The organism is Planococcus sp. NCCP-2050, from assembly GCF_023708025.1.
In the GTDB taxonomy this organism is placed as follows: domain Bacteria; phylum Bacillota; class Bacilli; order Bacillales_A; family Planococcaceae; genus Planococcus.
This window is the reverse complement of record NZ_BRCX01000005.1, coordinates 147,833-166,265: the sequence shown is the minus strand read 5'-3', so window position 1 is coordinate 166,265 and position 18,433 is coordinate 147,833. Positions and strand designations below refer to the sequence as shown.

Genomic DNA, 18,433 nt, shown 5'->3' with positions numbered 1-18,433 from the left:
TGAGATGTTATTCGTGATTATTGCTTTAAGTGTTGTCCTGGTTGTGTTATTGACGGCCGTATTCAAGCTCCATCCGTTCTTATCGCTATTGATTGGCGCGTTCTTCATGGGAATCGCTTCCGGTATGCCGCTTGCAGATGTGGTCTTAAGCGTAAATGAAGGCTTCGGCGGATTGATGACCAGCATCGGGATAGTCATCGTTGCCGGAACCATTATCGGTGTCATTTTAGAAAAATCAGGCGCCGCTTACCGGATGGCGGAAGTGGTATTGCGCCTGATCGGTGAAAAGCGGCCGCAGCTTGCGATGTCGATCATCGGCTTTATCGTTTCGATTCCCGTTTTTTGTGATTCTGGATTCATTATTTTATCAAGCTTGAAAAAAGCTTTGGCGAAACGTGCAAAAGTCTCGATTGCTTCGATGTCTGTTGCACTTGCAACCGGTTTGTATGCAACGCATACTTTAGTGCCGCCGACGCCAGGCCCGATTGCAGCTGCCGGCAATATCGGCGCTGAAAATTACCTCGGCACAATCATTTTAATCGGTTTGATCGTCGCGATTCCTGCTGCTGTGGTCGGTTATTTCTGGGCAGTCAAAGTCGCTTCGAAAATTGAAGTCCCTGAAGATACCGTTAAAAGCGGGGATTTGAGCTATGAAGAAGTCATCAAGTCGTTTGGTGAAATGCCATCTACTTTTAAAGCTTTCTTGCCGATTGTTCTTCCGGTTATCTTGATCGGTGCGGGTTCTGTAGCAAGTGTGCTCGGTGGAGAGGATGGATTTACGAATGTCTTGAAATTCCTCGGTTCGCCGACTGTTGCCCTTTTAATCGGTGTTTTCGCAGCATTCTTCTTGCTGCCAAAATGGAATGAAGAAAGTTTGACCGGTTTAATAGGCGAAGGGCTTGTCAGTGCGGCGCCAATCCTATTGATCACTGGCGCCGGCGGAGCTTTCGGCCGCGTCATAACCAATTCCGGTGTCGCAGATTTGATAGCGGAAATGGATTTGTCGGCACTTGCGGGCGCTTCGCTGTTCCTTTTGATTCCGTTCCTGATTGCTGCAGCTTTGAAAACAGCGCAAGGTTCTTCAACAGCGGCACTTGTCATCACTTCAACATTGATCGCACCGCTTCTGCCGTCGCTCGGCGTTGAAGGGGCTGTACCGTTAGCGTTGGTCGTTATGGCAATTGGTGCCGGCGCCATGACAGTGAGCCATGTAAACGATAGTTTCTTCTGGGTCATCACCCAGTTCAGCGGCATGAAAGTGACCGATGCGTACAAAGCGCAGACAATGGCCACTTTGCTGCAAGGGGTAACGACGATTGTCTTTACGATGATCCTATGGACGATACTCGTCTAAAGATAAAGCCATTTTCCTTCGGGAAGATGGTTTTATTTTTTATTAGTATTTAGTGAGTCGAAGTATTTAGTCGCATTAAACTTTTGATGCATGAATTTACAGGAGATTGGCTGGAAATAAAGACTAAAGAATTGAAAATTCAAAATACATTTACTATTCGTTTTAGGCTTGTTATGCTGATTTCGGTAAAGTAAATAATTTGAAGAAAAAAGAGTCTAAGGTTAGGAGAATTTAAAAACTAAGGGAGTGGATGTTTTTGAAGAGGAAGTTTGCTAGTACGCTTGGGGTATTGGGTTTATGTACGGCACTGGCGATGCCGGTATATGCGGTAGGCAATGATGTAAAGCCGGCCACGCATCATCACGACAACAGTATTTCTGGATTTATCGATTATCAGGAACTGCAAAAAAGTTTGCGGCAAATTGAATCGACAAGTAAAGGTGTTGTTCAAGTAGATGTAGCTGGGCAATCGCATGAAGGCTTGGACATTTATACGGCAAGAGTGGGTACTGGAGACAAAGTCTTGTTGATTCAAAGTGAAATTCACGGCAATGAAAAGACTGGAACGGTAGCGATTTTGAACTTGCTGAAAAATTTGTCCGGCAATTCGAAGCAGGCACGTGAAATTCGCGAAGAAGTCACGCTTGTATTCATGCCGATGATGAATCCAGACGCTTCTGAAGCCGACAAGCGCCGCAATAGCCTGACATGGACCGAAATGCTTGAGAGCTTCCCGCAATTAGAAGGTGCAGCAAAATCATGGAATTATCTCGACCGCGGCATTAGCCAGAATTATGACTACGGTGCGAATCCTGGATTTGATGTAAACCGCGACTTTAACCCGGATCTCAATTATGTGCCAGAAGCCCAAGATTTTCCGGGTGCATCCGATCAGCCGGGCTGGTTTATCACACCTGAATCGCAAACTTCCCGTGATGTCTACAAATCCTTGCAGGAAGAGTTTGGCAACGTTGATGTGTTCGTCGACTTGCATCACCAAGGGCTTTATTATGTCGACGGAACGGCTGATCCTGTAACGCTTTCCTTGTCTGCCGAATTTGTGCCGGATCCGACAACGCCTGCTGGCTCGAAATACGCAGCCTATGCGGATAACTACAATTTCGATTTCTCGAGACAATTGAATTTATTGGCCTACAACGAACTTCAATCTTACGGCAACTCGAAATTCACGAATATCTCCCTGTATTCGCAAGACCTGGATCTGCCAGGGACGGCGCTCGGCTCGTATGCACTCAATGGCAGCGGAACTGTGCTTTTTGAAGTGCGGGGACAGACGCAGAGCTTAGGGCAGAAGGAAAAAGGGCAGCTGGTCAAATCGGTTGAGCGCGGACTTTCCGCTATTATCGAAGGAGTAGCCGATGATTCGGTTAACCAATTGAATCCGGAAGACTATGAAGATATTCCGCTTACTTCCTACAGCCCGGCTTTTTAAAACTTGTAAAACCTGCAATTCCTTTTACGGAGCTGCAGGTTTTTTTCTGTTTTAGAAAACTTATACAATCATTATATTTACCAGGTTTTTAAAAGCTCTAGGGAGGGAATAAAGAGGATTATGGCTATAGCTGAAGAATCTTTACGTTAAGGTTAAAGAGGGGGCTATAGAAGAATATCGGGGGGAAAGAAGGGCGGTACATATATGGTGAATCAGAAAAAATCCGTAATTGTGATTGGAGGAGGCCTTGGCGGTTTATCTGCTGCGATTTCTCTTGCACAAAAAGGCTATAAGGTTTCTTTATATGAAAAAAATGAACACATTGGCGGGAAAGTGAACCGGTTGGAACAAGACGGTTTTGGCTTTGATCTTGGCCCATCCATTTTAACGATGCCGCATATTTTCGACCGATTGTTCCAAGGCAGCGGCAAGCGCTTGGAAGATTATGTACCGATCCAACGGCTTGAGCGGGAATGGCGTTCATTTTTCCCGGACGGCACAGTGCTTGACCTTTTCCACGATCTTCGGTTGATGGAACGGGAAAACCCGTCGCTGTCCAAAAAGGACATGAAAGAATACTATGCGCTGCTGAAGTACGCTCGCCGCATCTATAAAACCACCGAGCACAGTTATTTAAAAGAAGGCTTTGAATCGCCAAAAGAAGCGGTTGCCCAAAACGGCATCCTTGCGACTTTGACCGGCTTCGATTTGACTTCGACAATGTACAGCGCAATCTCTAAACGCATCAGCAATCCGCATTTGCGCGATATGCTTTCTTATTATGTCAAATACGTCGGCTCGTCGCCTTACAGCGCACCGGCCGTACTTAATATGATGATTTATATGCAGCATGCACAAGGCTGCTGGTATGTAAAAGGCGGTACGCATAAATTAGCAGAAGGCTTGGAAAGGTTGGCGCGGGAAGAAGGCGTACAGATCCATACGGGTATGGGCGTTGTTCGCGCGCACACCAACCAGAACAAAGAAATTGCAGGCGTTGAACTGGAAGACGGCTCGTTCAAAACAGCTGACTACTATGTTTCCAATATGGAAGTCATTCCGTTCTATAAAAAAATGGTCAAAAAGGATGAGAAGTTTGTCGAGAAGCTGGAGAAGAAATACGAACCGGCAAGCTCCGGTTACGTGCTTCATCTGGGCATAAACCGGCTATATCCACAGCTGAACCATCATAATTTCTTCTTTTCCGAGAATTTAAAAGAACAGATGGACAAAGTGTTCGAAAAGCACGAGCTGCCGGACGATCCGACAATTTACCTTGTCAATGTCAATAAAACCGATCCAACACAGGCACCGCCAGGACATGAGAACATTAAGATCCTGCCCCATATTCCGTATATCCAAGACAAGCCGTTCACACCGGAACAATACCGGGAATTTGAAGAGCGCGTGCTCATTAAATTGGAACGGATGGGACTTCATGGCCTGCGAAATCACATCGTAACGCGCGACGTCTGGACGCCGCATGACATTGAGCGGGTTTATGGCTCAGACCGCGGCGCGATTTACGGCACGGTTTCCGATAAAAACAAAAACGGCGGCTTCAAGCATAAAAAACAAAGCGACCTTTACGATAATCTGTATTTCGTCGGCGGCACCGTCAACCCGGGCGGCGGCATGCCAATGGTGACGCTCAGCGGCATGCAAGTAAGCGATAAGATTGTAAAGCGCGATTACTCCAAGAAGTGAAAAGTTATAGTTTGATGTTGAAATGTCATTTTGTTGAACCAAATCGGTTTCAATGGAATGGCATTTTAAAATGCTAAAAAAGAAAAGCCACATCAAAAGATGCGGCTTTAAAAGGAAATTTATTTTGTTATTTCAAATTCTACAATTTGATCATCTGAAAGGTTTTCATAGCTTTCTGTTGCGTAAGGTCCTGCAATAACTAAGCGAACTTTTTCAACTTTAGCAGGATCGGTTTTTATCACTACACCGACTTCACCAGATTTGCTGACAGCCCCGTAGTAATCTGAGTCTTGTGCTTCATCATAGTCGATGAAGTCTTTCCAGTCAGTAGCGATATCAATTTTTTCTTGTTTGCCTTCTGAGAATAAAACAATTTCGCTGATTCCATCAAAGGAAACATCTTGGTCTGAAGTGTTTTCGGCATTATACTTCACATAAAAATAATTGAATTCAGAACCTATTGGTTCATCTGTATACATACCATTTATGGAGGACTGCTGATCTTCAGAGACATTGCTTGCTTTTTTGATAGAAGCCTCTTCAATCGTCAAATTTATTGGGTTTGCATTATAAGGTTTATTTTCAGCAACAATTGTTAATACTTCCGAAGTTTGCTCTGGCAAGTCTTCAGCTTCTTCTGACTCAGTGTCACTGCCATCCTCGTTGAACATATCTTCTAACTGAGAAATATTTGCAAAAATAGCTTCCGTTAAGCTTTCATCATCTACGATTTTAAAATTGCCTTCATCATCTTTTTCTAAATTAAATTCAATTGTACGAGTAGCAAGGGCAGCATCTTCTGCCGTCATGTATTTCATCATCGTCTTTTCAGTCATTTCTTCAAAAGCGGCATCGGATGCTTCGCTTTCTTCATCAAATGCGCTGGCGAAAGCTAGTGGCATGATTTCGGCCATTGTGCTTGCCATAACGGTTCCCATATCAAGAGAAGTAATTTCGGCTTTAACGACAGCTTTGTCTCCGTCGGCCGATACTTCCTCAGGTTTTTTGAATTCATATGTCTTTGAAATATTTTCAATCATCGTTAAAGCTAATTCCTCATCCGCCTTATCGCTTTCTTCTTGTTTAGTTGTTAGACTTTCTGTGCCGCCTTGCACAAAATTACCAGCTTCTTCAAAGTCATTTTTCTGAATAGCAGTTAAAAAACTGTCAACTGTCGCAGTAGGATTTTCTTCCCCGCAGCCCGTCAATAATCCTAAAATTAAGCCACTAAACATAACACCACTTAAAAATTTCTTTCTCAAGTTCTATCCCATCTTTCATTTTTACTATAAAGCCTAATAAATAGTAGCATTTACTGGGTTATAATGGAATAGTAAATATGATATTTGTAATAATTATATATTTCGAATCTAGTCTTTTATTGTTTGAGATTACCGCATCTTTCATAATGTGTTTTACATTTGTCATAAAAGACAAAATCTCAGTTTCTCTAGATAGAGATACTGAGATTACTTTTAAGTTTGCAGTTAGTTCGTACTTTTAACAATCGGACAAGAGGGGTCGCTCGCCCATTCATTCATCGATCCATCGTAGACAGCCACGTTCGGCTGGCCAAGCTTATTCAAAATCAAAGCATTCCAAGTGGCTGCAATGCCGCCGCCGCAATAAGTAATGACTTTTTTGCCTGGATCCAGGGCGCCGGTATGTTCAAACAAAGCCCGGAGTTTGTCGTCGTCATAAAGCGCTTTTGTTTGCTCATCCGCATGAAGTCCGAAAAAGACGTTCTCACTTCCGGGAATATGGCCGCTTCTTGGGTCATCTGTTTGAGTGCCGGCAAATTCCTCCGGTGACAAGCTGTTGATCAAAATGGTTTGTTCATCGTCCATCGCTTTTTGGACATCTTCTTTGGTAGCGAGCATGCTAGCATCACGCTGTCCGGAAAAGTTCGCTTTCGGGTAGTCAGACGTCTCCGTTGATAAGGGACGTTCTTCTGCAAGCCATTTCTGCAAACCGCCTTCTAAAATCGCCACTTGGCCGAATCCCTCATAGCGCATCTGCCACGAAAGCCGCGATGCCCAGTAGGAAGAGGCGATGGATTCGCCGACTAACGCGTTTTGGTCATAAATTACGGTATAGAGGCCGTCTCCAATTCCAAGCTCCGTCATTTTTTCAATGAAGGTTTCACGGGAAGGCACGGTGAACGGAAGAGCGGAATCCGTGTCCGATAATTCACCGACAATGTCCGCATAAACTGCTCCTGGGATATGGCCATTCTCGTAAGAAGCTCTGCCGGACTCGACTTCAGGCGGCCCGCCGGCTTCCGGAAATTTCATGAAGACTGTTGCATCAACAATCCGCAATTTTGGATCGTCGAGATGTTCAGCAATCCATTCGGTTGTTACGATTAATGGAATATCATTCATTTAAGTTCCTCCTTTGCCTCATTGCTTCCACTCTACGCTGTAGGAAAGAAAGGCGTCAAAAGTTATGCATTCACTTTATTGGTGGAACCGCCAAACCAATTGAGAGCCTTTTAAAAGCCATTTACATTAAATAAACCTTTAGAATTATTTTTATTGAATTAATTAGGTATTTTGCTTCACTCAGGAAGTATAATAGAAAGGAAGTAGATGAAACGAAAAGGAGCTCAAATGACGATGAAAATGAAAAATGAATCTAAACGTTTTGTATTAATCGGACTTGGTGCAAGTTTAATCTTTGCAGGTGGTGTTGGAAGTGTTTTTGCAGAAGGAGGTCAAACTTCCTATGAATTAATGCAAGTGAAACAGGAAGCCAAGTATTCAAAACAAGTCATGCGCGAGTTGCGGGAGGAATTGGGTTTCGATAAGAAATCTACTGTGCATGATAGTGAAATCGAATCCATACCAAAAGTAAAAGTGATGGATCTTTATCTCGCTTCATTCGGTAAAAAAATTAAAGGCAAAGAAGTTCGAAAAGCCGTTGAAGAAGTGTTCTTTGTCGACCTCGATATTATTTCAAAAAACAATTACGGATCGCAAGTGAGCATTTATTCAGAACAGGTCATGAACAGTTTGCGTCTTTCATTCAACGAAAAGGCTGACTCGACAAAGCAAGATGCCCGCATCATGAAGCTGAAGAAAAGTGAAGTGATGGACCGTTACATCAAAGAGCACGATGAACAGTTGACGGGCGCAGAAAGCCGTATCCTGATCAACCAAATTTTCGGCGTGAACTTGGACGGCATTTCGACGTTGGAATATTCACAGCTGGCCATTTCTTCAAAAGGGCAGTGGATTTTGAAAAGCGATACGGATCTCTTTATCCTCGAATCGAGCCTGGACGATGTCGATGTTTCCGTCTATGCGACTCCATACTTCGAACAAGTGACCGGAAGCAACAAGTTGCCAGAGTCCTTGAAAACGAAATTGATGAGTCTTGGATTTACGTATAATGAGGAAACGGAACTGCTGTACTATATAAATCCGACAGGCGAATCGGTCCCGGATGCATTCAAGGGGCAAGTGCTTGGCATTATTGTAGGGACGATTATGGGGGAGTACAAGTAAGATTCAGGATAGGTGGTATGTTGTAATTCTGGCTTTTTTGTGGAACTTACTAGGAAATATTTTCTTGATAGCAAATAATACTTGCCGATCGCCGAATAAAATAAAAAAAAGCGCACTCCATTTTCAGGAGTACGCTGTTAATCATTAATATTTATAAGATTGACCGCCATCGATCGGGATGACGGTAGCGTTGATGAATTTCGCTGCATCGGAGAGAAGGAAAGCGACAAGGTTGCCGACTTCTTCCGGTTTGCCGAAGCGTTTCATCGGGTTGACGCTGACAAATTCTTTGCCCGCTGCTTCCCAATCATCGCCTGCCATTTGTTTCAAGGAGCCTTCGACCATTGGCGTCATGATGGCACCTGGTGCGATGGCATTGATGCTGACGCCGAATTGGCCGTATTCGATTCCGGAGTTGCGCGTCAAACCGACAACGCCGTGTTTGCTCGCTGCGTAGCCGGACTGGTTGCCGACGCCGCGGATCCCGCCGACGGAAGCCGTGTTGACGATTGAGCCATAGCCTTGTTCTTTCATCACTTTCAAGACATGCTTCATGCCGTAGAAAACGCCGTTCAAGTTAACGCTCACGACTTTGTCGAATTCATCAGAGCCGAAGTCTTCTGTCAGATTCTGTTTGCCTTCGATGCCCGCATTGTTAAAGAATCCGTCGATCTTGCCGAATTTGTCGATGGTGAATTGAACAAAGTTCTTCACTTCTTCTTCGTTCGTCACATTCGCTTCGACGATTTCAATTTGAGCTTCTGAAGCCGCTGCAAGGATTTCTTTTTTTGTGTCTTCCAAGCTGCTTTTGTTCATGTCGACAAGGACGAGTTTGCCGCCTTGTTGGGCGATGGAAAGTGCCGCTGCGCGTCCAAGACCGGAGCCGCCGCCTGTGATAATAACCACTTTATCTGTGTAATTAATCATCTGATATCTCTCCTTTTTAATGGGTATGCTAAACTGAATTTATTGGATCTATCGCTAGTGTAAGCCTTTGCACAAAGAGCTTCAATCAGTAAAAATAGCGAATGCGTTGAGTAATGCGACAGTTTCGTTGAAAGTGTCGATTTTGGAGGAAAAAGATGATGGATGTGAAAAAAGAAAAGCTTTCTCCGCAAGCCGAGCGGACAAAGCATCAGTTTAAGCAGGCGTTCACCGAGGTGATCAATGAAAAAGGATATAGCCATGTATCGGTGACGGACATCGTCCAGTGCGCGCAATATAACCGGGCAACTTTTTATCTTTATTACTTGGATAAGCCGGATATAACGGAAGAGCTGCGAAAAGAAATGTTCCAACAGATCAAGCGTACGAGCATGGAACGCTATGAACCGGGCAAGGAAATTTCCACAGAATCGATGGACGCCAATTCTTTTGAGCTCGTCGCATTCATCTATGACAACCGTTCGTTTTTCAATCTCTATTTGATGGAAGATACAATTCCTGGCCTGTATCAGGACTTGCCGCGCGCTATCTTCGAGTTGTTCGAGGAACAATTCACGTTTACGCCTATCGGCAACCATGATATCAATTCCTCTTCTTTTAAATTGTATATGGCGCATGGAACAGCGGGTCTGATTCTTGACTGGGCAAGAAATGGCTATCAGAAATCACCGCACGAGGTGTCAAAGGATCTGATCGGAATTTTGCAGGCGATTGCTTCAGGTTTTAAAGTTGGGTAAATTTCATTGTATCAATCACACGTAAAACGACTGCTTAGGACAAAGGGGTTTCTTATGGAAATAAATTTATTTGCAGAAAACGATTTTCAAAAATGCATCATCACTTTCATTGAAGTCTTCAACGCGGAGCCATGGAACGACCAGTGGGAAGAAAGTAGAGCAGAACACTACCTGATGGATTTTGTCCGCACCCCGGGATTTATGGGAATTGTCGCAACGGAAGGCAAAGAAGTTATCGGTTTCCTTTTTGGTGCAAAGCGCGCTTGGTGGAGCGGGGACGAATTTTTCATTTATGAGATGTGCGTCAAAGCGACTGTACAAAATCAAGGAGTCGGGAAAGCGCTGCTCAAGCATCTGCTTGAAAAGCTAGAGTCAGATAACGTAGCCACTGTTTCTCTTTTGACCGACCGGGGCATCCCGGCAGAAGCATTTTATAAGAAAAATGGATTTGAGGAAATTGAACGGCTCGTGTATCTCAGCCGGGAAGTTCGGATGAATTTATCTTAATTGAAAAGGAAGTAGACTTAATTGATGGAAATAATTTACGACGTGACGGAAGAAGCATTTATTGATTTTAATTTATACCATTCGAAAAACTCGAAAACCTATAGAAAGTCGATGGCATTGCAGCGCTTTCTGATTCCCGTGATGTATGTGATGCTGGCCGGGATTTTCTCTCTTATTTTGGATATGCCGCTGCTGTTTTTATTGATCCCCTTTTTGATCCTTTCAATTGTATGGGTGATTTTTTCACCATCGCTGTATTATGGGATGATTAAAAGGACAGCCCGTAAGATGATTCGTGAAGGGGATAATGGAAGCATGCTGGGAGAGCATTCGATGGTATTTACAGAAGAAGGCCTCAAAGAAATCAGCAAGACTGGCGAAGCTTCGGTTTCATGGTCCGGGATTGTGGATTTCGGAGAAGATGATTCGAACTTCTATCTGTACAATAGCAGTTTGTCCGCATATATACTGCCGAAAAAAGATTTGCAGGACGCAGAAGCGTTAAGAAAGCTGATCCATGAGAAAGTGAAAAAAACAGCTTGATACATAAACAAACCCGCACCAGCCTATTGCTGGTGCGGGTTTGTTCGTTTTATCCTTTCGGCAATACGAGCTTTCGGTAAAGATGGACGGTGAAGAAATAATAGCTGCCGTAGATGGCCAGGAAAATGAGCAAGGAAATCCACAACCGGTAATACGGATCGATGATGACGAACGTGAACATCCGCATGCCGACGAATACGTGGAGCAGGCCGAGCAAGGCAGGAAATAAAAAGACGATGAAGATTTCTTTTGAGATTGATGCTTCCAAGGCTTTTTTTCGGACCCCGAGTTTTCGGAGGCTATCATAGCGGCGGAGATCGCTGTTTGCCCCTGAGAGGATTTTGAACATTAAGATGCTCGCCATCATGGTCAAGAAGGCAAGGCCGAGGAAGAAGCCCATGAAAAACGTGCCGCTTGCAAATGCATATTGGCTTTCGAAATTCGAATACTTGCTGGAAAGCGATTCGTACTCAAGGTCCAAGGGGATATACAGTCTCGATTCTTCCTGCAACTGCAGCCGGTCCAGTGTTTGCCATTCTTCAATATAGCGAGAAAACCCTTCACTTTTTGCAAGGACGATCGTTATTTCTTCTGCATCAACTCGTTCGAATGCTTCCGTTGAAACAAGCCGGTGCATCCCTAAAGTGGAAAAGGCGGGATTAATCGTCTCAAGGGCAGTTGTCCAATCATCTCCAAGATTTTGGTAGCCTCCTTCATCAATTTCAAGATTTTCAGGTAGCGGGTCAGGACGCTTTGTTCTATAGCTGATCCAATCGACGATCCAAGGCGGATTGGCCTCAAGCTCATCTTGGACATAATAAACAAATTCTTCGTCCATTTTAAAACGGTAAGAAAGCCGTTCTTCTAACGGAATCATCTTCAATACCTCTTCTTCTGCCTCCCCGGGATTGTAAAGGGCTGCATCGTATAACCGCTCTTCGTCAACAGATAACAAAGCATTGTTCTTGAAAGCGAAACCACCCGCAATGGCGCCAGCCGATAAAGTGATCAGCATAGCAATCGTTGCAAGCACCCATTTCAATTCATTTAGCCGGAAACTGAGCTGGGCGAATGTGAACGCGTTGAGCCCTTTGAAATTCAAGGCTTTATTGCGCTTCCATTTGCGGACGATGATTGGCATTAGTGAGATGAACAGCAGATACGTGCCGATCGTTGTCGCTGTCGGCGCAAGGAAGAGCCCGATAAACCGGAGGATCTCCATAAAGAAAAGAGCGATATAGCCGACCCCTAAAAAGATAATTCCAGCAAAGATCATCAAAGCCGAATGTTTAGGCTTTGACGGCAATAGGTCGTTTTTCACATCCGCTTTCAGCAAGTCATTGATCGATGCTTTCGCAAGCTTCCGGTTGTTAATGAAAGAAACCGCATAAGCGACAGTTAAAAAATAGACGATTGTCCAAAAGGCAGCCGGCCAGTAGAAAACCTTGAAAGCAGTGAATTCGACATTCAATTGGGCTGCTAAAAGACTGGACACAAGCCAGGAAAGCAGCGAGCCTAAGAGAATGCCAATCCCGAGAGTTGCTGCTGCAATCATCATTGTTTCAAGCAGGAAAACTTGCTTGATTTGCTTTTTCTTGGCGCCGATCAGTTCATACATGCCAAATTCTTTTTTCCTTAATGAAAGAAGGAATGCATTTGTGTAAAAGAGGTAGAAAGAAGTGATTACGGATAAGAGAACAATGCCGACGATGAACACCAACTGAATGTGGTTGATGACCGAATTGCCGGTGATGAATTCTTTGTTTAAAGCTAAAGTCAGGAACATATAAAAAACCGCGATGGAGACAATGAGTCCGGTAAATAAGATAAAATAATCGCGTTGTTTCCGCTTTAAGCCTTCAAGCGATAATTTTAGGATCATCTTGCATCACCTGCGGCAGCACGCTGGTCCGAGCCAGCAAGCACTTCCAAGATTTCTTTGTAGAACTGTTCCCGGTTGCTTGCGGCATAGAGTTCCTTATCGATTTTTCCGTCCTTGATGAATAGCAGGCGGCTGCAATAGCTTGCGCTGAGCGGATCGTGCGTCACCATTAAGACGGAGACTTTTTGTTTTTTGTTCAAATCGCTTAAGGTTTCCATCAAAATTGCTGCATTTTTCGAATCCAAGGCGCCGGTCGGTTCATCAGCGAGAAGCAAGGCCGGGTTATGGATAAGCGCACGCGCGATAGCTGTCCGCTGTTTTTGCCCACCTGAAATTTCTGCAGGGAATTTCTCCAGAATGTCGTTAATTCCAAGGAGAGACGAAACTTGTTGGACCGTGGCAGTTATTTTAGGAACCGCTGTATTCCGGAGAGAAAGCGGCAAGGCGATATTTTCAAAGACGCTCATGTTTTCGAGTAAATTAAAATCTTGGAAAATGAAGCCGAGCTGTTGGGACCGGAAATCGGACAGTTCTTCTTCGTTCATTGTGGACAAGGAAGTTTCGCCGATTGTGATTTCGCCTTCAGTGACAGGATCCAAAGTTGCAATCGTATTCAGTAAGGTCGTTTTGCCAGAACCGGAAGGACCCATGATGCCGATGAATTCTCCTTTTTCCATGGTGAAAGATAGGTTGCGGATGGCGGTATAGGCAATTGCCCCTTTTTTTCCATATACTTTTGAAATGTTTTTAGCGGTTAAAATGGCCGTCATATGAATTCCTCCATTCATTGTTAACACTTACTATAACGAGGAAAAGTGAAGAAATTCCGTAGGGAAAAATGAAGGATTTCTTAAGAAACAGCTATGATTTTTAAAAAATTCATTTTTTGCCGTTACAATTGCCCTTGTTTGGGGAATATAAAATTAAGTGCCATAAGTACCATAAAATTATTCAATCGTTAGTTGATCGAAGTTCAGACTCTAAAAAGCAAGGAGTACATAGGATGAAGAAAAAACAACAAGATATTGAGATACCGTTTCTATTAGCTCTTATTCCACTCGTTACGATGATAGCCATTATGGCGGTCACGATTATTTTATTTGAAGGCAGCCCGCATATTCCGCTGGCTGCGGGCAGTGTCGTTGCCGCATTTATCGCTTGGCGGCTCGGCTATAAATGGAAAACGATTGAACAAGGTGCTTATAAAGGCATTCGTTTGGCGCTTCCGGCAGTATTGATCATCATCGTGGTGGGAATGATCATTGCTTCATGGATTGGCGGCGGTGTGATTGCTACGATGATTTACTATGGACTTCGAATCATTACCCCATCCCTCTTTTTAGTGACAATCTGCCTTATTTGCGGCGTTGTCGCTTTTGCCATCGGGAGTTCATGGTCAACAATGGGCACAATCGGAGTTGCTGGCATGGGAATTGGCATGAGTATGGGAATCGCACCTGCCATGGTAGCGGGAGCGGTTATTTCGGGTGCTTATTTTGGCGATAAAATGTCGCCGTTGTCGGATACGACCAATATGGCGGCAGGTGTGACAGGGACGAATCTGTTTGAACATATTAAACATATGACGTATACGACGATTCCAGGGCTTGTTCTGGCTTTGATCGTCTATTTTGTACTTGGCAGGCAGTTCGGCGGAGCGGATGTGGATGAAGAAAATATTCAAGGCATCTTAACCGCGCTCAACAGCAATTTCATTATTTCACCATGGCTAATGTTGGTGCCGGTTGCGATTGCTGTACTGGTTATCATGAAAGTGCCAGCACTTCCTGCGTTGATAGTTGGGGTAGTTTTAGGTTTTCTTTGTGAGATTTTCGTTCAAGGCGGAAATGTCGGAAATGCAATCAATGCGCTTCATGATGGTTATGTGATGTCATCCGGCAATGAAATGGTGGATGAACTGTTTAACCGCGGCGGCATCGAATCGATGATGTTCACCGTCTCATTGGTTATTTTCGCCATGGTATTTGGCGGCATATTGGAACATACGGGAATGCTGCAAGCAATTGTAAAACAGATATTGAAAGTCGCGAAGTCGGCAGGCAGCTTGATTGCGGCAACGATTGTTTCCGCGTTTTTCACGAACGCGACTGCATCTGAACAATACATATCTATTCTTTTACCAGGCAGAATGTATGCAAAAGCCTATCAGGATAAAGGGCTGCATCCAAAGAATCTTTCCCGTGCCCTTGAAGACGGAGGTACGGTAACTTCACCTTTTGTACCTTGGAATACATGCGGCGTCTTTATCATGGCGACGCTTGCTGTGCATCCGTTTGATTATGCCCCTTATGCCGTGCTCAATTATGCCGTGCCGATCATCGGAATTATACTGGCCTTTACCGGATTTAAAATTGAACTATTAAGCGAACAAGATATGAAGCAAATGGAAAAAGAACAGGAAAAAACAAATCGCGAAACTGAATTAGAAGGTGTATAAACACTGAAAAATAGAGCCTCCCAAGAAAAAGTGGGAGGCTCTATTTAAGTTATAATAAAAGGAAAAAGGGGTTTTGGCTATGGTTGAAAAACAGCTGATTGACAAAAAGGCAACACAGGACTTTTTCGTTTACATGTCGAATCGGGGAATTGAGAGCACGTTTCCTTTAATTGGAGAAGACCCGTCTGCGCTTTTGAAGCGTGCCTACGAGGAGGTCGGCATGGGCTACACGGCTTTGTTCATATACAAACGGATGGCTATCGTTGAGTTGGACGAGTGGACGGATCTATCTTTAGCGGACGTCGGACAGCCTAAGTCCTTTCGGAATTTCCTCTTTGTCCAAGTGCATCCGCAGAGTGAACACATCGCTTTTTCTGCTTTTGAAAAATACGAAGATTTCTATTCGCTGAAGGAAGCAGTGGAAGCTGCTCAAGAATCCATAAAACAGAAGCAGCAGGTTTATCCGGGAAGGAAATTCACTGTTGTCTGTGCGGCTTTTGTTGCTTCACATAACTGGCATTAAAGAAAGGAGAGTGGCTGTATGCAGCAATTAATGGATCAAATCAATAGAAAGCTTCGGCCTTATTTCGGTGAATTTTTAAACGGATCTGCAACCCTTGAGGAAATCAGTCAAGCTGAGGAAGAAATCGGCATCGGTTTTCCGGAAGATCTAAAAGGATTGTATCAATTACATAATGGAAATGCAGATGAAACGGCGGGGCTGTTCTTTGGGATGGCCTTCCTGCCGCTTGAAGCCATGCTTTCCGAATGGCGGTTTTCAGCGGGTATAGTTGATGAGGATCTGAACGATGAAATTCCTTCCTACTCTGTGCCGGCAGGAGCGATCAAAGAGCTGTACTTCAATAAAAAATGGATACCGCTTGCCCATGATTCCGGAGGCAATTATTTAGGGCTCGACTTCGACCCTGGTGAAAAAGGGACAGTCGGGCAAGTCATCAACTACGGACGCGACGAAGAAGTGAAATATGTTATTGCAAGGAGCATCAAAGACTTTCTAGCTTTTATCCTGAAAACGCTGGAAGACGGATTTTACACCATCGATGAAGAAGAAAGCTGGAGCTACGGCCAGTTAGAAGACACCCATATTTTTGACGCGCTGAAAACGCTGGCGCTGCCGGTCATGCAAAGAGAGGCAAAAGGAACTGAAGTGGCCGCATCATTAGATGAATACGGAGAAGAATGGAAAGCACGGATTGAAAAAGAGTATGGCAGCTTTAAAGTGTTTATTGGAAAAAAGAACTTGTATCTCGGCGCAAAAGGAATCCGGGAGATTGCGCCTCTTGCTGCATGCAATGATCTTCGGGAACTGGTCTTGAGCAGCAATGAAATCTCAGATCTTACTCCGCTGGAGAATTTGAAATCACTCAAGCGGCTTTACATTGGCGGCAACCCGGTAAAATCAGTGGAAGCTTTAAAAGGACTTGAGAATCTGGATTATTTATATTTGGCCCATACCCCAATTACAGATGGAGGGCCGCTGATGTCCTTAGCTAAGTTAAAAGAGCTCAATATGGCCAATACCCATATCGAAGATTTTAGTTTTTTAAAACAGCTTCGAAACTTGAAGACCTTGTCTGTTTCGATTTACAGTCCAAAACAATTGAATGCTCTAAGCGAATTGCCGAAATTAAAACATTTGACGATTGAACAAATGGCAGGCGTAACACGCGGTGATTTGACTGCTTTTTATCGCTTAAAGAACTTGGAGTCATTGACGATTAAACATGCAGCATTTCGGGAGCTTTCTTTTTTGACAGGCTGCAACAAATTGAAGACTCTCCACTTGATCGATTGTTCAATAGAAGATGCCAAAGAGTTATTAAAAATACCGGTTGAAAATCTAGAGTGTGAGGGCACATTCATCAATAATTTAGAAGTAATCGCTGAATCAGCGTCGCTGCAGTTTTTTGCTGGCAGTTTCCAGCAATTCTGGACCTTAAAGCAAAAGGTCAGCCGGCCAATTGACTTCTCCAAAATCTCAGGACCTATGACCGAAGCTGAGGAAGAACTATGGCTCACTAGCCTGCGTGAGGGAAGAAAAGGCTGAAGAATGGGTAATTGAGCTGGGAGAGTGAGTGCATGGGGTATCAAGAGTTGATTGGGAAAGAGGGGGTATTATCTCTCTTTTGAAGGGTTTGAACAGACAAAGGAAGCAAGCAAATTATTAAATGTACGTTTCGATGGAAGCTCTAACGAAACGGATTTGCTCATCGGGAATCCGCAGACTTTGGAACGCTGGCAAATCAGATTTTCTTCCTATGCATTCTATTCTGCGACGTTTGAAGACTTTACAGTAGCCAAGGAACATGAAGTGTATCAAGGGTATGCGTTTCGGATCTTGGAGAAGTCAGATTTGATGGATTGATTAAGAATGGATACAAACTTAGAGGCGCAGGAGAAAAATAGAGGGAAAATCTACCGGCATTATTCATTCGCTTGTATGGAATACCAAATTGATTTGGTGTCAGGTGATGAACCCATTACAAAAATGCCCTGTTCCTATTCCAATTAAAACAGCCGAACTCTCCACTTTGATGGACGAGTTCGGCTGTTTTTATGAATTAAGCTCTTTTCAGCAAGACCTTTTGCAGAAATTTCTTCGTCCGTTCTTCTTTAGGAGCTGTGAAAATATCTTCGGGCTTTCCTTGTTCGACAATGTGCCCATTTGCGATAAATACGATGCGATCTGAAACTTCTCGTGCAAAATCCATCTCATGCGTTACGATAACCATGGTTTGACCTTCTAAGGCGAGCTCCTGGATGACCGTCAACACTTCGCCAACAAGTTCAGGATCTAGTGCAGAAGTCGGTTCATCAAATAATAGGAGATCCGGTTTCAGTGCGAGAATCCGGGCAATCGCAGCCCGTTGCTTTTGGCCGCCCGACAATTGTTCCGGATACTGGTTTTTATGTTCCAAAAGTCCAACTTTTTCCAGCAATCCTTCTGCTTCACGCACCAATTCCTGCTTGTTCCGTTTTTGCACGACAAGCGGTGCTTCAATAATGTTGTCAATCACGGTTTTATGCGGAAATAAATGAAAATGCTGAAAGACCATACCAGAAAATTGGCGAACATCAACTTTTTGCTTTTTACTTGGTGTTTTCCCAGTGAATGAAACATGGACATCATTGATTTGAAGTGAACCGCCTGAAGGCGTTTCTAAGAGATTCAGGCATCTCAGTAAGGTTGTTTTGCCAGAACCGGATGGGCCAATGATGCTGACAACTTCGCCTTTTTTTATTTCCAATGAGATGGATTTCAGGACTTCTACCTGTTTGAATTGCTTGCTTAAATTTTCAACTTTGATCAATTTGGG

General features: G+C 44.0%; 17 protein-coding genes. 11 read left to right on the top strand and 6 right to left on the bottom strand.

Annotated features, from left to right (window positions below):
• The first annotated feature begins 4 nt into the window (after positions 1 to 4).
• From NFU07_RS15010 to NFU07_RS15000, 3 genes are all read left to right on the top strand, one after another.
• Positions 5 to 1,354 (top strand): GntP family permease, encoded by a 1,350-nt coding sequence (locus NFU07_RS15010; protein ID WP_251479469.1) that lies wholly within the window; start codon positions 5 to 7, stop codon positions 1,352 to 1,354.
• A gap of 256 nt (positions 1,355 to 1,610) precedes the next feature.
• Positions 1,611 to 2,807 carry a M14 family zinc carboxypeptidase gene (locus NFU07_RS15005; RefSeq protein WP_251479467.1) on the top strand — a complete coding sequence of 399 codons (1,197 nt, stop codon included), beginning with the start codon at positions 1,611 to 1,613 and terminating at the stop codon, positions 2,805 to 2,807.
• Positions 2,808 to 3,011: 204 nt separating this feature from the next.
• Positions 3,012 to 4,514: a phytoene desaturase family protein gene (locus tag NFU07_RS15000; protein ID WP_251479465.1), complete on the top strand. Its 1,503-nt coding sequence runs from the start codon at positions 3,012 to 3,014 to the stop codon at positions 4,512 to 4,514.
• Positions 4,515 to 4,633: 119 nt separating this feature from the next.
• Here the strand turns inward: NFU07_RS15000 and NFU07_RS14995 are convergent, their stop codons facing one another.
• The gene (locus tag NFU07_RS14995) at positions 4,634 to 5,776 is read right to left on the bottom strand and encodes a hypothetical protein (protein WP_251479463.1); all 1,143 of its coding nucleotides are present in this window, start codon (positions 5,774 to 5,776) and stop codon (positions 4,634 to 4,636) included.
• A 225-nt stretch (positions 5,777 to 6,001) separates the two neighbouring features.
• On the bottom strand, positions 6,002 to 6,898 hold the full coding sequence (locus tag NFU07_RS14990; protein WP_251479461.1) for a sulfurtransferase: 897 nt from the start codon (positions 6,896 to 6,898) through the stop codon (positions 6,002 to 6,004).
• A gap of 207 nt (positions 6,899 to 7,105) precedes the next feature.
• Here NFU07_RS14990 and NFU07_RS14985 point away from each other — a divergent pair, with 207 nt between their 5' ends.
• Positions 7,106 to 8,023 carry a hypothetical protein gene (locus NFU07_RS14985; RefSeq protein WP_251479459.1) on the top strand — a complete coding sequence of 306 codons (918 nt, stop codon included), beginning with the start codon at positions 7,106 to 7,108 and terminating at the stop codon, positions 8,021 to 8,023.
• A 144-nt stretch (positions 8,024 to 8,167) separates the two neighbouring features.
• On the opposite strand, the gene NFU07_RS14980 is transcribed toward NFU07_RS14985, so the two are convergent.
• Positions 8,168 to 8,950 carry a glucose 1-dehydrogenase gene (locus tag NFU07_RS14980; protein WP_251479457.1) on the bottom strand — a complete coding sequence of 261 codons (783 nt, stop codon included), beginning with the start codon at positions 8,948 to 8,950 and terminating at the stop codon, positions 8,168 to 8,170.
• A 155-nt stretch (positions 8,951 to 9,105) separates the two neighbouring features.
• Here NFU07_RS14980 and NFU07_RS14975 point away from each other — a divergent pair, with 155 nt between their 5' ends.
• From NFU07_RS14975 to NFU07_RS14965, 3 genes are read left to right on the top strand one after another with little or no spacing between them, the layout of a single operon-like run.
• On the top strand, positions 9,106 to 9,705 hold the full coding sequence (locus NFU07_RS14975) for a TetR/AcrR family transcriptional regulator (RefSeq protein ID WP_251479455.1): 600 nt from the start codon (positions 9,106 to 9,108) through the stop codon (positions 9,703 to 9,705).
• Positions 9,706 to 9,759: 54 nt separating this feature from the next.
• Positions 9,760 to 10,212, top strand: coding sequence for a GNAT family N-acetyltransferase (locus NFU07_RS14970; RefSeq protein ID WP_251479453.1), 453 nt, complete (start codon positions 9,760 to 9,762; stop codon positions 10,210 to 10,212).
• Positions 10,213 to 10,236: 24 nt separating this feature from the next.
• Positions 10,237 to 10,755, top strand: a complete 519-nt coding sequence (locus NFU07_RS14965) for a YcxB family protein (protein ID WP_251479585.1) — start codon at positions 10,237 to 10,239, stop codon at positions 10,753 to 10,755.
• A gap of 49 nt (positions 10,756 to 10,804) precedes the next feature.
• On the opposite strand, the gene NFU07_RS14960 is transcribed toward NFU07_RS14965, so the two are convergent.
• Entirely contained in the window at positions 10,805 to 12,637 is a 1,833-nt protein-coding gene (locus tag NFU07_RS14960) for an FtsX-like permease family protein (protein ID WP_251479451.1), read from the bottom strand.
• Positions 12,634 to 13,407, bottom strand: coding sequence for an ABC transporter ATP-binding protein (locus NFU07_RS14955; RefSeq protein ID WP_251479449.1), 774 nt, complete (start codon positions 13,405 to 13,407; stop codon positions 12,634 to 12,636). The genes NFU07_RS14960 and NFU07_RS14955 overlap by 4 nt, the downstream gene beginning before the upstream one ends.
• A 233-nt stretch (positions 13,408 to 13,640) precedes the next feature.
• Between NFU07_RS14955 and nhaC the strand changes: the two genes are divergently transcribed.
• The 4 genes from nhaC to NFU07_RS14935 all read left to right on the top strand — a co-directional run bounded on the left by nhaC (position 13,641) and on the right by NFU07_RS14935 (position 17,481).
• Complete coding sequence (gene nhaC, locus NFU07_RS14950; protein ID WP_251479447.1) at positions 13,641 to 15,095, top strand: Na+/H+ antiporter NhaC; 1,455 nt, start codon at positions 13,641 to 13,643, stop codon at positions 15,093 to 15,095.
• Between the two features lie 79 nt (positions 15,096 to 15,174).
• Positions 15,175 to 15,618, top strand: a complete 444-nt coding sequence (locus tag NFU07_RS14945; protein ID WP_251479445.1) for a hypothetical protein — start codon at positions 15,175 to 15,177, stop codon at positions 15,616 to 15,618.
• An 18-nt stretch (positions 15,619 to 15,636) separates the two neighbouring features.
• Positions 15,637 to 17,163 carry a leucine-rich repeat domain-containing protein gene (locus tag NFU07_RS14940; protein ID WP_251479443.1) on the top strand — a complete coding sequence of 509 codons (1,527 nt, stop codon included), beginning with the start codon at positions 15,637 to 15,639 and terminating at the stop codon, positions 17,161 to 17,163.
• Between the two features lie 51 nt (positions 17,164 to 17,214).
• The gene (locus NFU07_RS14935) at positions 17,215 to 17,481 is read left to right on the top strand and encodes a hypothetical protein (protein WP_251479441.1); all 267 of its coding nucleotides are present in this window, start codon (positions 17,215 to 17,217) and stop codon (positions 17,479 to 17,481) included.
• A gap of 196 nt (positions 17,482 to 17,677) precedes the next feature.
• On the opposite strand, the gene NFU07_RS14930 is transcribed toward NFU07_RS14935, so the two are convergent.
• A complete protein-coding gene (locus NFU07_RS14930) occupies positions 17,678 to 18,427 on the bottom strand; it encodes an amino acid ABC transporter ATP-binding protein (protein ID WP_251479439.1) in 750 nt (249 codons plus the stop codon).
• Positions 18,428 to 18,433 lie beyond the last annotated feature (6 nt).

What these genes read in the sequence shown, in the direction of transcription:
- NFU07_RS15010 (WP_251479469.1), top strand. Translation starts at nt 5, where the DNA reads ATGTTATTCGTGATTATTGCTTTAAGTGTTGTCCTGGTTGTGTTATTG.
- NFU07_RS15000 (WP_251479465.1), top strand. Translation starts at nt 3,012, where the DNA reads ATGGTGAATCAGAAAAAATCCGTAATTGTGATTGGAGGAGGCCTTGGC.
- NFU07_RS14990 (WP_251479461.1), bottom strand. Translation starts at nt 6,898, where the DNA reads ATGAATGATATTCCATTAATCGTAACAACCGAATGGATTGCTGAACAT.
- NFU07_RS14985 (WP_251479459.1), top strand. Translation starts at nt 7,106, where the DNA reads ATGAAACGAAAAGGAGCTCAAATGACGATGAAAATGAAAAATGAATCT.
- NFU07_RS14980 (WP_251479457.1), bottom strand. Translation starts at nt 8,950, where the DNA reads ATGATTAATTACACAGATAAAGTGGTTATTATCACAGGCGGCGGCTCC.
- NFU07_RS14975 (WP_251479455.1), top strand. Translation starts at nt 9,106, where the DNA reads ATGATGGATGTGAAAAAAGAAAAGCTTTCTCCGCAAGCCGAGCGGACA.
- NFU07_RS14970 (WP_251479453.1), top strand. Translation starts at nt 9,760, where the DNA reads ATGGAAATAAATTTATTTGCAGAAAACGATTTTCAAAAATGCATCATC.
- NFU07_RS14965 (WP_251479585.1), top strand. Translation starts at nt 10,237, where the DNA reads ATGGAAATAATTTACGACGTGACGGAAGAAGCATTTATTGATTTTAAT.
- NFU07_RS14960 (WP_251479451.1), bottom strand. Translation starts at nt 12,637, where the DNA reads ATGATCCTAAAATTATCGCTTGAAGGCTTAAAGCGGAAACAACGCGAT.
- NFU07_RS14955 (WP_251479449.1), bottom strand. Translation starts at nt 13,407, where the DNA reads ATGACGGCCATTTTAACCGCTAAAAACATTTCAAAAGTATATGGAAAA.
- nhaC (WP_251479447.1), top strand. Translation starts at nt 13,641, where the DNA reads ATGAAGAAAAAACAACAAGATATTGAGATACCGTTTCTATTAGCTCTT.
- NFU07_RS14945 (WP_251479445.1), top strand. Translation starts at nt 15,175, where the DNA reads ATGGTTGAAAAACAGCTGATTGACAAAAAGGCAACACAGGACTTTTTC.
- NFU07_RS14940 (WP_251479443.1), top strand. Translation starts at nt 15,637, where the DNA reads ATGCAGCAATTAATGGATCAAATCAATAGAAAGCTTCGGCCTTATTTC.